Origin of the sequence: Streptomyces sp. T12 (assembly GCF_028736035.1) — a bacterium.
In the GTDB taxonomy this organism is placed as follows: Bacteria; Actinomycetota; Actinomycetes; order Streptomycetales; family Streptomycetaceae; genus Streptomyces.
Genome location: NZ_CP117866.1, coordinates 1,156,519 through 1,169,372 on the forward strand (window position 1 = coordinate 1,156,519; position 12,854 = coordinate 1,169,372).

Genomic DNA, 12,854 nt, shown 5'->3' on the forward strand with positions numbered 1-12,854 from the left:
CCCCTCGCGGTCGGCTGCCGGACAGCAGCCTCGTTCCAGAGGTCGGGGACGCCGGGGGCTGAGTTCCCGGGCGTGGTCGAAAATTTGATCGACTTGGGGTCGGCGCCCCGGTACGGCGTCAGGCCGTGCTGATGCCGTCCAGCTTGCCGGACTTGGCGTCCGCGACCAGCGACGAGAACTGGTCGGCGCTCATCTGCACGCGCTGCCCGAAGTCGTCCGTGAGGATCACCCGACGCTCGGCCGGAGCGGTGGGGTCGACGAACAGTTGCGGACAGCCGCAGTCGCAGTTGCCGCAGAAGGTCGCCACCGGGGCCAGGCCCTCAATGCCTTCGATCTCGCTCATAGTTCACACAGCCTTTCGCGATCGTGGGCGCTCACCGTTGTGACACCCGGGACCAGCCCCCAAGACACCGCTCGGGGCCGACATTGGGATACCCGCACCGGTCGGCTCCACCGGTTCCGTCCTGCATGTCCTGTCCGCCCTGCGCGTCCGGGCCGTCTTGCGCGTCCGGGCCGTCTTGCGCGTCCGGGCCGTCCGCCGGTGTTCTGTGATCGAAGGCGATCAGCGGGTCGCCGGTCAGCGGATGGTCCACCACCGTCGCCCGTACGCCGAACACGTCGGCCAGCAGGGCGGGTTGCAGCACATTCCGGGGCGGGCCGGAGGCGACCACGTGGCCGTCGTGCAGGACGTGCAGCCGGTCGCAGACGGAGGCGGCGGCGTTGAGGTCGTGCAGCGACACCAGGGTCGTGCGGCGCTGCGCCCGGAGGAGGGCGAGCAGTTCGACCTGGTGGCGGATGTCGAGGTGGTTGGTGGGCTCGTCCAGGACCAGGACGTCCGGCTGCTGGGCGAAGGCGCGGGCCAGCAGGACGCGTTGACGCTCACCGCCGGACAGTTCGGCGAAGCGGCGCCCGGTGTGCCGCGCCATGCCGACGTCCGCGAGGGCACGGGCGACGACGTCCCGGTCGGTGGCGTCCTCCCCGGCGAAGGCCCGCTTGTAGGGCGTACGGCCCATGGCGACGACCTCGCGGACGGTCAGCTCGAAGTCGCCGCCACGCTCCTGCGGGAGAGCCGCGACATGCCGGGCCGCCTCGGTGGGGCTGAGCCGGCGCAGGTCGGTGCCGGACAGCAGGACCCGGCCGGAGGCCGGCTTCAGGTGCCGGTAGACGGTGCGCAGGAGCGTGGACTTGCCGCTGCCGTTCGGGCCGACGAGGCCGGTGATCTCGCCTTCGGCCGCGATGAGATGGGCGCCGGCGACGACCGTACGGCCGGTGTAGGCGACGTGCAGGTCCTCGATTTCGATCTTCAACGTCCGCTCCCCCGATTCCTCAACGCCTGCTCCTCCAGCTCCTCAACTCCCGCTCCCCAACCGCCGGTCCAGCAGATACAGCAGCGCCGGAGCGCCGATCAGCGAGGTGACGACGCCGACCGGCAGCTCCTGCGTCTCCATGGCCGTACGGCACACGATGTCGACCACGACCAGGAGCAGCGCCCCGAAGAGTGCCGAGACGGGCAGGAGGCGGCGGTGGTCGCCGCCGACGATCAGGCGGCAGGCGTGCGGCACCATGAGCGCGACGAAGGCGATCGCACCGGAGACGGCCACGAGGACGCCGGTCAGCAGGCTGGTGAGCGTGAACAGCTCCCGGCGCAGGCGGGTGGCGTCGACGCCGAGCCCGGCGGCCGTCTCGTCGCCCATGATCAGCGCGTTGAGCGCCCGGGCCCGCGCCTGGAGCCACAGCAGGGTGACGGGCACGGCGACGGCGGGAGCGGCGAGCAGCGGCCAACTCGCGCCGCTCAGGCTGCCCATGAGCCAGAACAGCACGCTGTGGGTCTGCTGTTCGTCGCCGGCCTGGAGCACGAGATAGCTGGTGAAGCCGGACAGGAACTGCCCGATCGCCACCCCGGCCAGCACCAGCCGCAGCGGCGCGAAACCCCCGCGGCGCCGGGCCACCGCCCACACCAGCGCGAAGGTGGCGAGGGCGCCCGCGAAGGCAGCCCCGGACAGTCCGAGCCCGAGTGCGCCGCCCGTGCCGAGGCCCAGCACGATCGCGGCGACCGCCCCGAGGGAGGCGCCGTTGGAGATGCCCAGGAAGTACGGGTCGGCCAGCGGGTTACGCACCAGGGCCTGCATCGCCGTACCGACGAGGCCGAGCCCCGCGCCGACGAGGGCCGCCAACAGGGCGCGGGGGAGGCGGAGTTGCCAGACGATCAGGTCGTTGGTGCCGGGGCGCGGCGCCTCGCCGGACAGGCGGCGCCAGACCACGTTCCACACCTCGCCGGCCGGGATGGACGTCGAGCCCCAGGACACCGCCGCGGTGAGGGCGGCGAGCAGGGCCAGGGCGAGGGCCAGAGCCAGCGGCCCGGCGGGCACGGAGCGGGTCCGCGCGGGCTCCTGCGGATCACGCCGCTCCGCCGTGCCCTTTCGGCGCACCAGAGTGCCGATCATGATCAGCCGACCTTGCCCGGGTACAGCGTCTTCGCGATCTCCTCGACCGTGTCGGCGTTGGTGACGCCGGCGATGGTGGTCTGCTCGGAGCCGATGCGCAGGAGGTGGCCCTCCTTGACGGCTTTCAGGCCCTTGGTGGCGGGGTTGGACTCCAGCCACTCCTGCGCCTCGTCGAACGCCTTCTCGTTCCCGGCCTCGCTGCCCCGGTTACGCACGCCGAGCTGGATCCAGTCCGGGTTCTTGGCGATCACGTCCTCCCAGCCGACCTGCTTGTAGTCACCGTCGCAGTCGGCGAAGACGTTGCGGGCCCCGGCGAGGGTGATGACCGCGTTGGCGACCTGGCGGTTGCAGACGGCCATGGGCTGCTTGGTGCCGGCGTCGTAGTCGAAGAAGAAGTACGTGGGCCGCTCACTCTCGGGCGTGCTGCCGACGGCCTTGCGGACCGCGTCCACCTTCGCCTTCATGCCGTCGACGAGTTCCTTCGCCTTCGCGCGCGTGCCCGTGACGGCGCCGAGGGAGGTGACGTCCTCCTCGACGGCGGACAGGTCGGTGACCGGGCTCTTGCTCGTGGCGGCGCACGCCGTGGACTTCAGGAAGGTGTGCTTGATGCCGGCCGCCTTGAACTCCTCCTCGGTCGGCGCGTCCCCCATTCCGCCGCCCATGTTCATCGAGGCGAAGGTGTCGATGTACAGGTCGGCGCCGGAGCCGAGGAGCTTCTCCTTGGGGATCACGGTCTCGCTGAGCACCTCGACCTGCTGTGCCTGTGCGTCGAGCTCACCCGGCAAGGTGCCCTTGCCCGGCGGGAAGCCGGTGCCGGTCACCTTGTCCCCGGCGCCGAGGCGCAGCAGGAGTTCCAGGCTGGAGGCGTTGCTGGTGACGATGTGCTTCGGGGCCTCGGTGAAGGTGGTCCTGGCGCCCATGCAGTCGGTGACGGTGACCGGGTGGCCCTCCGAGTCGCCCTTTCCTGCGGCGGTGCTCGCCTCGCCGCTGTCCCCGCTGTCCCCGCTGCCGCAGCCCGCCGCCAGCAGGCCACCGAGTACGGCTGCCGTCGTACCCCGCCACACACGAGAACGCATCGAAACTCCCCACGATCCACTGGATGCACGGGCGGATCTCCGCCGCCCGTTCCAGTAGTCGGGGCGATGCCGGTGTCAGTTCCCGGCAGGGGGAACCGACACCGGCGCTCCCGGTCAGGCGGCCACAGCCGCCGGTTCAGCCACGGCCACGGCCGCCGTTTCAGCCACGGCCACGGTTACGGCTACGTCCACGGCATCGGTCGCGACCTCGGCCTCGGCCTCCGCCTCGGCCTCCGCCTCGGTCAGCAGCTCGACGAGAGTCGCCCGGGCGCGGGCGACGCGCGAGCGGACCGTCCCGACGGGGCAGTCGCTCATCTCGGCCGCCTCCGCGTAGGGCAGGCCCACCAGCTGGGTCAGGACGAACGCCTCGCGGCGCTCGTCGGGCAGCGCGTCCAGCAGGTCGAGCAGCGCGATGCCGTCGTCGAAGCCGGGCAGACCGATCGGCTGGGCGCGTTCCGCCATCAGCGTCCAGTCGTCCGAGTCACTCAGCCGAGGGCGGGCGGCGGCGTACCGATGACTGTCGATCACCGCGCGGCGCGCGATGGACAGCAGCCACGCGCGCGCCGAGGAGCGGCCCTCGAACCGGTGCAGGCTGCCGAGCGCCCGCAGGAACGTGTCCTGCGCCAGATCGTCGGCGGCCTGCGGATCGGCGGAGAGGTGCGCCACGTACCGCACGACGTCGCGGTGCAGGGAGCGGACGAAACGGTCGGTGGCGTCCGGGTCACCGCCGCGGGCGGCCAGCGCCCACGCGGTCGTGGACTCGTCACAGGAGGCCGTCTTGGAGGTGTTGTCCGCCTTCGTGCGACTCACGCGGGTCGCGCGCGAGGAAGGCAGGGCAGGAGTGATCACCTGAGTCCTTCTCGGTAGTCCGGACTCCGGCACGGCGGCGGGCACTCACGGCGTCGCCGCCGTGCGCCAGGTCACGTGTACGTGAGGCGTGCGGGCACGCCGTACCGGAGGTGTCCGGGGATGCAAGGGATACGGCCGTACGGCAGGTACGGCCAGGGCCCGAGGCACGGTCGGTGTCTACGACACGACACCTGTACGGCCGTCGAGGAGTCGACGTCCGTGCCCGTACGGCCTCGGGGAACCGGCTGTCTCAGACGACAGCGATCCCCGCCGGAGGCCCCCGAGAAGTGATCGTGTGAACGAGCGGAAGCAGCCGCGGCGCCCGATCGGAGCGGCCGCGGCGCGGCCTGAGGCGCGGGCGGTGCGGCGGTACGGGCAGGGCGAGCGACAGCCGCAGCGGGGCAGCCAGCCATCCGGCGACGGCCCGCAGAATGCGGAACGCGGCACGTTCACCGTGCCCCAGCCACAGGCCGCACAGCAGCGCGGCGAGGGTGTGGGCGGCGAACATGCCGAACGAGGACGTGCCGGCCATGTCGTGGCCCATGCCCATGTGGCCCATGCCCATGTGGGCCGTGTCCATGTGGCCCGGGTCCATGTGGCGCATACCGATGTGCCCCATGGACATAGAGGCCCTGGAATCCATGGACATGGGATCCATGGAGCCCATGCCCATGGACATGGAGCCCATGCCGTGCGCGGTGGCGCTGGAGGACTGTGCGAACTCGAAGGCCGCGTGCAGCCCACCCTGGGCGACGACCACCACGGACACGACCAGTGGGAGTCCGCGCTCCCGGCCTGCCAGGCACCAGCCCGCGCCGCCCGTGAGGACCGCACCGGCCGCCAGCGTCCACCAGGGGACGGTCGCGCCCGACATCAGTACGTGGCCGAGGGCAGCGAGCAGCACACAGACGGACGCGAACACCGCGGCCCGTATCGTGCGCACACCCCACCCAGCAGTCATGACGGCCCTCATCCTCGCATCCTGGGCCCACTCGTCACGGGTGGGTACGCACAACACCCCCGCCCCGGACTCAAGCCCAGAAGAGTGATACAGGACACATCAGTAAGAGGGAACTGGGCGCGCATGCCGACCGACAACTGGATGGTGTGGGGCTTCCTGGGCTTCCGTCACCCGTCCTGGCCGGGGCGGGTGGGGCTTCCTGGGCTTCCGTCACCCGTCCTGGCCGGGGCGGACCACCATCGCCTGAACCTCGATCCGACCGCCGCGCTCGAAGTGGAGAGTGAACGGCACATACGTGCCCGTCCGCCACCCCGGCTCAGCGCGCAGCGTCACATCCAGGCCGTACGGGGACATGGCGAGGCCGCGACCGGCCGGGACGCGGGCCGAGTCGACCGTCTGCGCGTACGCCATCCGGCCGTTGGTCATACGGTGGCGGCTGAGCGTCGCGTCGTCTCGGACGGCCGACGACGTCACCTTCAGCAGACGGTCGTCCGCGCCCCCGGAATTGGTGATCCGGAAGAACGCGGCGGTGTCCCGGACGTCGCCGTACGGCAGGAAAACCCGCCCGTCGGTGACCGCGATCCGGGCCGGGCTGCCCGCGTTGCCCGAGCCCACCCAGGTGGTCAGGCCGCCCAGGGCGACACCGCACGCGGCGATCGGGGCGAGCGCGGCGAGCAGGCCGTCGGCGATCCGGCGGCGGGTCGGGCGCCAGGCTCGGGGGGCTGCCGTTCGCTCGGCTGTGGATATGGTCATCGGGTACGACCTCCCGGGCCTTCCTGTGCGGCGCCCACACGGCCCTGGCCCTCATGTGCGGCGCGGACATGGCTCTGATCCCCGTGTGCGATGCCCACATGGCTCTGATCCCCATGTGCGATGCCCACATGGCTCTGATCCCCATGTGCGGCGCCCACATGGCCCTGACTCCCATGTGTGCCACGCGCACGTCCCCCAGTCGACGTCGGCTGCCAGGCCCGCAGCCGCAGGCTGTTGCCCACCACGAGCAGCGAGCTCGCCGACATGGCCACCGCGGCGACCATCGGGTTGAGCAGGCCGACCATGGCGAGCGGCACGGTCACGACGTTGTAGCCGAAGGCCCACAGCAGGTTGACGCGGATCGTGCCCAGGGTACGCCGGGCAAGCCGTACCGCGTCCCCGAGCGCCTCGATGTCGCCACGCACCAGGGTCACGTCGGCGGCCCCGATGGCGACGTCCGTGCCCGTGCCCATGGCGATGCCGAGATCGGCGCCGGCCAGCGCGGCCGCGTCGTTGACGCCGTCGCCGACGACCGCGACCCGGCGGCCGTGTGCCCTCAACTCCCGTACGAGGTCGGCCTTGTCCTCGGGTGTGCAGCGCGCGTGCACCTCGTCGATGCCGAGCGCGGAGGCGACCGCGCGGGCGGGTGCCTCGTGGTCTCCGGTCGCGAGCACCGGGTGTACGCCGAGGCGCCGCAGCCGGTCCACGGCTCGGAAGCTGCCGGGTCGTACGACGTCCCCGATCTCGATCAGTGCCTCCGTCGCCCCGTCGACGCGGACGAGGACCGGCGTGTGCGCGGCGGCCTCCGCCGCCGGGAGGGCGTCCGCCAGCGCCGCGGGCAACTCGCCGTCGGACGCGAGGACTTCGACGAGTCGGCCCTCGACCCGGCCGCGCACGCCCCGGCCCGCCTCCGCGTGAAAGTCGCGAACCTCGGGCAATGTCGCCTGCTCGGGCAGGGCCCGACAGGCGTACGCGGCGATCGCGCGGCCCAGCGGGTGTTCCGAGCCCTGCTCCACCGCCCCGGCCAGCCGCAGTACGGCCTCTTCGCCGAGCCCGCCGGGCACGGCCGTGACGCGGGTGACGCTCATGTGCCCGGAGGTGAGGGTGCCGGTCTTGTCGAGGACGACGGTATCGATGTGCTGGAGCCCCTCCAGGGCCTGTGGGCCCCGGACCAGGACGCCCAGCTGCGCACCGCGCCCGGTGGCGGCCATCAGCGCGGTCGGGGTCGCCAGGCCCAGCGCGCAGGGGCACGCCACGACCAGGACGGCCACGCACGCGGTGATCGCCGCCTGCGGATCGGCCCCCGCCCCGAGCCAGAACCCGAGCACGGTGACGGCCAGCGCCAGCACCACGGGCACGAACACTCCGGCCACGGCGTCGGCCAGCCGTTGCGCCCGCGCCTTCCCCGCCTGGGCGTCCGTCACGAGCCGTGCGATGCGCGCGAGTTGCGTGTCCGCGCCCACCGCCATGGCCCGCACGTGCAGCAGCCCGCCCGCGTTGACGGCACCACCCACCACCGCCGACCCGGGCCCGACCTCGACGGGCTCGCTCTCCCCGGTGACGAGCGACAGGTCTACGGCGGAGTTGCCCTCCACCACCTCCCCGTCGGTGGCGACCCGCTCCCCGGGCCGTACGACGAAGACCTGCCCGACCGCCAACTCCTCGATGGAGACGCGGCGTTCGGTGCCGTCGTCCTCGCGGACCGACACTTCCTTGGCGGCGAGCCGGGCGAGTGAGCGCAGTGCCGCCCCGGTGCCGTGCCGCGCCCGCGCCTCCAGGAACCGTCCTGCCAGCACGAACAGCGGGACACCGACGGCCGCTTCGAGGTACAGGTGCGCGCTGCGTCCATCAGCGGCTCCGCCGCGGGCGTCCGCGGCGGAGGTCAGCAGAATGAACGGCATCCGCATCCCGGGTGCCCCCGCGCCGCCGAGGAACAGGGCGTACGCGGACCAGCAGAAGGACGCCACGACGCCCAGTGAGACCAGCGTGTCCATCGTCGCCGTCGAGTGGCGCAGCCCGCGCAGTGCCCGCACATGGAACGGCCAGGCACTCCACACGGCGACCGGCGCGGCCAGCACGAAGCACAGCCACTGCCAGTTGCGGAACTGCCAGGCGGGCACCATCGACAGCAGGAGCACCGGCACCGCGAGCAGCGCGGTGACCAGCAGCCGGACACGCTCCTGACGGGCGTCGTCGGACTCCGGTCGGTCCCCGCGCCCGTGCTCGTCCTCGCGCTCCCCTTCGTCCCGACGCGCCCGCTTCTTCGGCGGCTCGGGCAACGCGGCCGTGTATCCGGCCTGTTCGACGGTCGCCACCAGTTCCTCGGGGCGTACGTCCGGCGGGTGGCTCACCCGGGCGCGCCCGGTGGCCAGATTCACCGTCGCGGTCACGCCCTCCAGGTTCGCGAGCTTCTTCTCCACCCGCCGTACACAGGCCGCGCAGGTCATCCCGCCGACGGTCAGGTCCGTGGTGGTCACCGGGGGCGCCGGTTCGATGGCCATCAGCCGCCGCTCCCGTGCCGCATGTCCATGTCCCCCATATCCCCTACGTCCGCGCCGCCGCCGTCGCCGCCGCCGCTCGTTCCCGAGCGGTGCATGCCGGGCGCGACGGGTCCGGTGGCCTCGCCGACGACGTACGACACCGTGAAGATCAAGGCGAGCAGCAGCAGAAACCCGCAGAGGGCGGGCGGCACAAGTGGGGGGTGTTTCATCGATGGCCTCCTGACGCACGTACCGCTACAGGAGTCGGGCACGGAGGGCCGGGAGTTCCCGGCCGCCATCTCAGAAAGCCCCGCCGCGACGGCTGGCCTCAGAAAGCCCCGCAGCGTCGGCTGGCCTCAGGAAGCCCCGCCGCGTCGGCTCCTGAACCACCACGCCCCGGCGCCGAGCGCGACCACGACGGCGGCGCCGATGCCGAGCGGCACGGCGACCGGCGTGCCGTCGTCGCCTTCCGTGTCGTCCGCCGCGGCCTGGGCCGACGGAGTCGACGATGCGCCGGTCGTCGGCTCGCCCGAGGGGGTGCCGGTCGTCGGCGATGTCGGCGTCGGCTCCTCGGCGGGCGTGGGGCTCACGACCTTCGCGCCGGGTGCGGCGGCCTTCAGTTCCAACTGGGGCGCGGGATGCCCGTGGCCGTGGTCGTCGCCGGCGCTCTCCTCCTCCAGTTCGATCCAGCGGTCGACGCGGCCGTCGCTGTAGGTCTGCAGGGTCTTGAAGACCAGCGTCTTGGCGTCGGGCAACTGCCGTACGGCGACGACGTACTCGGCGTTCTCCCCGACCGCGAGCTTCGGCCCGGACACGGTGTAACCGCGACTGGTGGGGGCGAGTTTCCAGCCCTTGGGGCCTTCCTTGTAGGTGATGTCCTCCGGCGTGATGCCCTCGGGCAGGATCACCTCCAGCTTGCTGATCCCGGCCGTTCCGGACTCCGACTCCGCGGTGAAGGTCAGCGCGACGTTCTGGTCCAGCGCCCGGGCGCCCTCCGCCTCGACCTCGGTGTGCGCCGCGGCCGGTCCCGCGGCGGCTACGGCGATCGCGAACGCGGCCGCGGTGAGGGCGCCGGTGCGACGCAGGCTGCGGGTCAGGGTGGGGCGGGGCACGTGTGACTCCCTCGTACCGGTGATGTGGTCGCTGCATTCAAGCGCAGGGGACACCTCAACGCGAGGGGCCCTCGGGCTGAGGGTGGCGGAGACAGGAGGCGACGACCACGAAGGGCCACAAGGACTGAAGGGCTGTCACAAGGCGTTCGGCGACACCGTCGGAACCGCCCTGATGCATTTCGATCATGAACCAGGCCGCGCTGACGACCATCAGTGCGGTCGCCGTGAGGGAGGGAACGGGCCGCAGTCCCCACGGCGCGACGCCACGCCGTTCGGCGGCCAGCACCGGCCACACCGCCAGCAGGGCGAACGCGACCGCGGCAACCGAACCGTGGCGCAGGGATCCCCCGCTGCTCGGCGGTGGGAGCAGAGCCATCAGGCACGCCACAACTCCACCGGCACCCAACGCCACGCGCCCGGGGAGTGCGGCCGGGCGCAGCCCCCAGGCGGTGAGCAGGTGACACACACCCAGGGCGGCCAGCGCCCCGGTCATCACCCAGAACCCCGCGGCGCCGTGGGCAGCGAGGACGCTGATCGTCTGCGTGGCAGGGTCGTAGGCGGGCCCTTCGAGCAGCGCCGCGACCGTCCATCCTCCGATCAGCACGACTGGCGCACATCCCGACGAAAGCAAGGCCCATCTTGGGACAGATTGCATCAAGCAACGGTAAAACGTCCCCTTCCGCCACCCGCCGCGCACACGCCGCACCGTCGGACCACCGTGCGCACAAGGACACCGGTGCAGGTCGCGCCGGGTGCGAGCGGGTCGGGTGGAACATCGGCCACTCGGCGTGCAGTTCGGCGCCGACGAACACGACGAGGGCCACCGCGGCCACCGCAGGAACAAGAGATGCGCCGGAGAAGGGGCATCGGGGTTCGTAGTTACCGGCATGCGGCGAACAGTCGGGCGACCGTCGAACGAATCGACCGTAAACGCCAGGCCGCGCCACCCCTTCCGGCCCATAGAAATATCCACCAGCATGAAGGGCCCCGAAGGGCCCTGAACGGGCCGGCCGGGCAGAGAGTGCTGGGGGTAGGAGATGCAGCGCACCATGGGGAAGCATGCGGTCGAGTGGCTGGCCGAGGCCGCCACGGATCCTCGGGCGTGCAAACAGCAGTGGGACGACGGCGCGGATGCGGTCCTGTTGGAGGCCGGACGGCTCTGGGACGTGCTCACCGTCCCCGAGCACCTCGGCCTGAGCGCCCTGGGTCTCCTGAAACGGGCGCAGTTACGGGCGTCCGGCCCCGTCCTCGTGAACTGCGGGGCACGCCGGGTCGGTTTCTTCCTGCCACCCGATCCGGCCACCGAGTGGGTCGGGCCCGGCGTACGGCATGTCGGCAGGGGGTCATGGGTTGCCGTACCGCCGCCCTACCGGTCCTCCGGATGGCGTCTGGAGTGGCTGCTGCCACCCGACGGCACCGGCGCCCTGTACGACCCGGCCGTCGTGGAGTTGGCGCTGCGCGAGGCCGGCGGCACGCTGGACGTGCTGGCGCGCGTCAGTCGGCCGTAAGCGGGGCGGTGACACTGACGCGTCCGCTGCTGCCGTCCCACTCCCACACGGCTGGCGGTCCGGGGAGCCCCCGGGGGATGACAACGGCCGGTACGCGCTCGGCCGCCTCGACGCGCCGCTCACCCGTCGGTTCGGCGTCTACGGCCCGGGCCAGACCGGTCCACCGGCCGACCGCCCAGGAGGTGACGGCCTGCCCTTGACCATCGGCGGCGGCAACGGAATCCCACCGTGTGTCGCGGCGCCCCGGAACCGCGCGGCCGTTGGCGCGCCACTCGGCGACCAGCGCCGCATAGATCGACGGCCGGCCCGCGACACCGGTGGCCGGTACGACGTACGACAGGGGCGCGTCATCGCTTCCGAGCACACGCCGCGCCGTCTCAGAGCTGTCCATGCCAGGGCAACGGCGAGGCGTGCGCCGGTGGTACGCCCGCCGCCCCTGCTGCCACCCAGTCGAGTGAGACCCCATCCCCCGGATGGAGCCATGGTGCGCTCGACACACACGGTCCGCCCTCGATCGAGACAGGAGCCGCGTCCATGGACCGACGACACCACGTTCTCTCCCTCTTCGGCATCCGCAACGACGCCGAAGAGACCCCCGACTGCCCGTGGTGCGCCGCGTTACGTGAGGCGAGCCCGCCGCCGACGGCCCAGCCGTCCTCGTCCCCGTCGCCGTCGCCGGGACGACGGCACGACCCGTATGTCTCAGGAGCCCAGTACGACGACTGGTGAGGGACAGCGGCGACTGGTGAGGGATCGTGCGGCTCAGGGCCGCGCGTCAAGGGTGTGCGGGGTGCGCTGGTGCAACTGGGCGGCGAGTACGGCGACGTCGTCCTCGGCGTGCCGGGCGTCGAGGCGGGCGAGCACCGTGTCGATGACGTCCTCGACGCCTGCGGCGGACGTGCAGCCGACGCCGGCCAGCCGCTCCAGGGACTGGTCGATGTCCTCGCCGCGGTGCTCTACGAGCCCGTCGCTGAACAGCAGCAGCGTCTGGGTCGGCTCCAGCCGATAGGTGGCCGGCTCGTAGCCGCCGAGGCCGGTGCCCAGGGGCGGGCCGACCGGCACCGGCAGCAGTGAGGTGTGCCCGTCCCCATCGATCACGGCCGGGGGCAGATGGCCGGCGCTGGCCAGGGTCACCTGCCCCCGGTCGGGGGCGAGGCGCGGGATCAGGCAGGTGGCCGGGCGGCGGTCCGGGTCCGCGGCGGCGATGTCGTCGAGCTGGCGCAGCACGGGGTGCGGCGGAAGGTCGACGGAGGCTGTGTAGCGCAGGGCGGAGCGGTAGGCGGTCATGTCCACGGCGGCCTCCAGGCCGTGCCCCATGACATCGCCGACGACGAGCAGCGTCCGGCCGAAATGCAGACGGACGGTCTCGCACCAGTCGCCGCCGCCCAGAGCGCTCTGCCCGACGGGCATGTAGCGGATAGCGACGTCGAGGTTCGGGTGCGGGCGGCCGGGGCCGGTCGTGTGCCGCCGGGGACCGGATACGGCCCCCTGTCCTGACCCGGACCGGCCGTTCCCCGCGCCGCGGCCAGGGCCCACCGAGTGTCGGGCAGCGCCGCAGGGTCCCCGTGGACGTCCTCGTACTCCGTCCTGGCCTCACCCTTGCCGCGCAGCACCGCCGCCGTACCGCCCACCTGCCCGGCGGCCTCCCGGGCCAGCTCGGCGCAGGTGGTG

General features: G+C 72.5%; 15 protein-coding genes. 2 read left to right on the forward strand and 13 right to left on the reverse strand.

Annotated elements, in window-relative coordinates:
* Nucleotides 1–118 precede the first annotated feature (118 nt).
* The 11 genes from PBV52_RS04995 to PBV52_RS05045 all read right to left on the reverse strand — a co-directional run bounded on the left by PBV52_RS04995 (nt 119) and on the right by PBV52_RS05045 (nt 10,330).
* The gene (locus PBV52_RS04995) at nt 119–343 is read right to left on the reverse strand and encodes a hypothetical protein (protein ID WP_274237046.1); all 225 of its coding nucleotides are present in this window, start codon (nt 341–343) and stop codon (nt 119–121) included.
* A 31-nt stretch (nt 344–374) separates the two neighbouring features.
* Entirely contained in the window at nt 375–1,307 is a 933-nt protein-coding gene (locus tag PBV52_RS05000) for an ABC transporter ATP-binding protein (RefSeq protein ID WP_274237047.1), read from the reverse strand.
* A 42-nt stretch (nt 1,308–1,349) separates the two neighbouring features.
* Nucleotides 1,350–2,444, reverse strand: a complete 1,095-nt coding sequence (locus tag PBV52_RS05005; RefSeq protein WP_274237048.1) for an iron ABC transporter permease — start codon at nt 2,442–2,444, stop codon at nt 1,350–1,352.
* 2 nt (nt 2,445–2,446) lie between these two features.
* Nucleotides 2,447–3,520 carry an ABC transporter substrate-binding protein gene (locus PBV52_RS05010; protein WP_274237049.1) on the reverse strand — a complete coding sequence of 358 codons (1,074 nt, stop codon included), beginning with the start codon at nt 3,518–3,520 and terminating at the stop codon, nt 2,447–2,449.
* 114 nt (nt 3,521–3,634) lie between these two features.
* Entirely contained in the window at nt 3,635–4,369 is a 735-nt protein-coding gene (locus tag PBV52_RS05015) for a sigma-70 family RNA polymerase sigma factor (RefSeq protein WP_373921831.1), read from the reverse strand.
* 250 nt (nt 4,370–4,619) lie between these two features.
* On the reverse strand, nt 4,620–5,330 hold the full coding sequence (locus PBV52_RS05020) for a hypothetical protein (RefSeq protein ID WP_274237052.1): 711 nt from the start codon (nt 5,328–5,330) through the stop codon (nt 4,620–4,622).
* A gap of 210 nt (nt 5,331–5,540) precedes the next feature.
* Nucleotides 5,541–6,083 (reverse strand): copper chaperone PCu(A)C, encoded by a 543-nt coding sequence (locus PBV52_RS05025; RefSeq protein ID WP_274237053.1) that lies wholly within the window; start codon nt 6,081–6,083, stop codon nt 5,541–5,543.
* Nucleotides 6,080–8,584, reverse strand: coding sequence for a cation-translocating P-type ATPase (locus tag PBV52_RS05030; RefSeq protein ID WP_274237054.1), 2,505 nt, complete (start codon nt 8,582–8,584; stop codon nt 6,080–6,082). Before PBV52_RS05030 ends, PBV52_RS05025 begins: the two co-directional genes overlap by 4 nt.
* On the reverse strand, nt 8,584–8,793 hold the full coding sequence (locus PBV52_RS05035) for a hypothetical protein (RefSeq protein WP_274237055.1): 210 nt from the start codon (nt 8,791–8,793) through the stop codon (nt 8,584–8,586). Before PBV52_RS05035 ends, PBV52_RS05030 begins: the two co-directional genes overlap by 1 nt.
* Before the next feature lie 126 nt (nt 8,794–8,919).
* The gene (locus tag PBV52_RS05040) at nt 8,920–9,675 is read right to left on the reverse strand and encodes a DUF1775 domain-containing protein (protein ID WP_274237056.1); all 756 of its coding nucleotides are present in this window, start codon (nt 9,673–9,675) and stop codon (nt 8,920–8,922) included.
* A 55-nt stretch (nt 9,676–9,730) separates the two neighbouring features.
* A complete protein-coding gene (locus PBV52_RS05045) occupies nt 9,731–10,330 on the reverse strand; it encodes a DUF998 domain-containing protein (RefSeq protein WP_274237057.1) in 600 nt (199 codons plus the stop codon).
* A gap of 382 nt (nt 10,331–10,712) precedes the next feature.
* Between PBV52_RS05045 and PBV52_RS05050 the strand changes: the two genes are divergently transcribed.
* Nucleotides 10,713–11,183, forward strand: a complete 471-nt coding sequence (locus tag PBV52_RS05050; protein WP_373921832.1) for a hypothetical protein — start codon at nt 10,713–10,715, stop codon at nt 11,181–11,183.
* Here the strand turns inward: PBV52_RS05050 and PBV52_RS05055 are convergent.
* Complete coding sequence (locus tag PBV52_RS05055) at nt 11,170–11,547, reverse strand: hypothetical protein (RefSeq protein WP_274237059.1); 378 nt, start codon at nt 11,545–11,547, stop codon at nt 11,170–11,172. The two genes, PBV52_RS05050 and PBV52_RS05055, sit on opposite strands and share 14 nt — an antisense overlap.
* 170 nt (nt 11,548–11,717) lie before the next feature.
* On the opposite strand from PBV52_RS05055, the gene PBV52_RS05060 reads away from it, so the two are divergent.
* A complete protein-coding gene (locus PBV52_RS05060) occupies nt 11,718–11,912 on the forward strand; it encodes a hypothetical protein (protein ID WP_274237060.1) in 195 nt (64 codons plus the stop codon).
* Nucleotides 11,913–11,945: 33 nt separating this feature from the next.
* Here PBV52_RS05060 and PBV52_RS05065 read toward each other — a convergent pair whose 3' ends face one another.
* Complete coding sequence (locus PBV52_RS05065) at nt 11,946–12,593, reverse strand: PP2C family protein-serine/threonine phosphatase (protein WP_274237061.1); 648 nt, start codon at nt 12,591–12,593, stop codon at nt 11,946–11,948.
* Between the last annotated feature and the right edge of the window lie 261 nt (nt 12,594–12,854).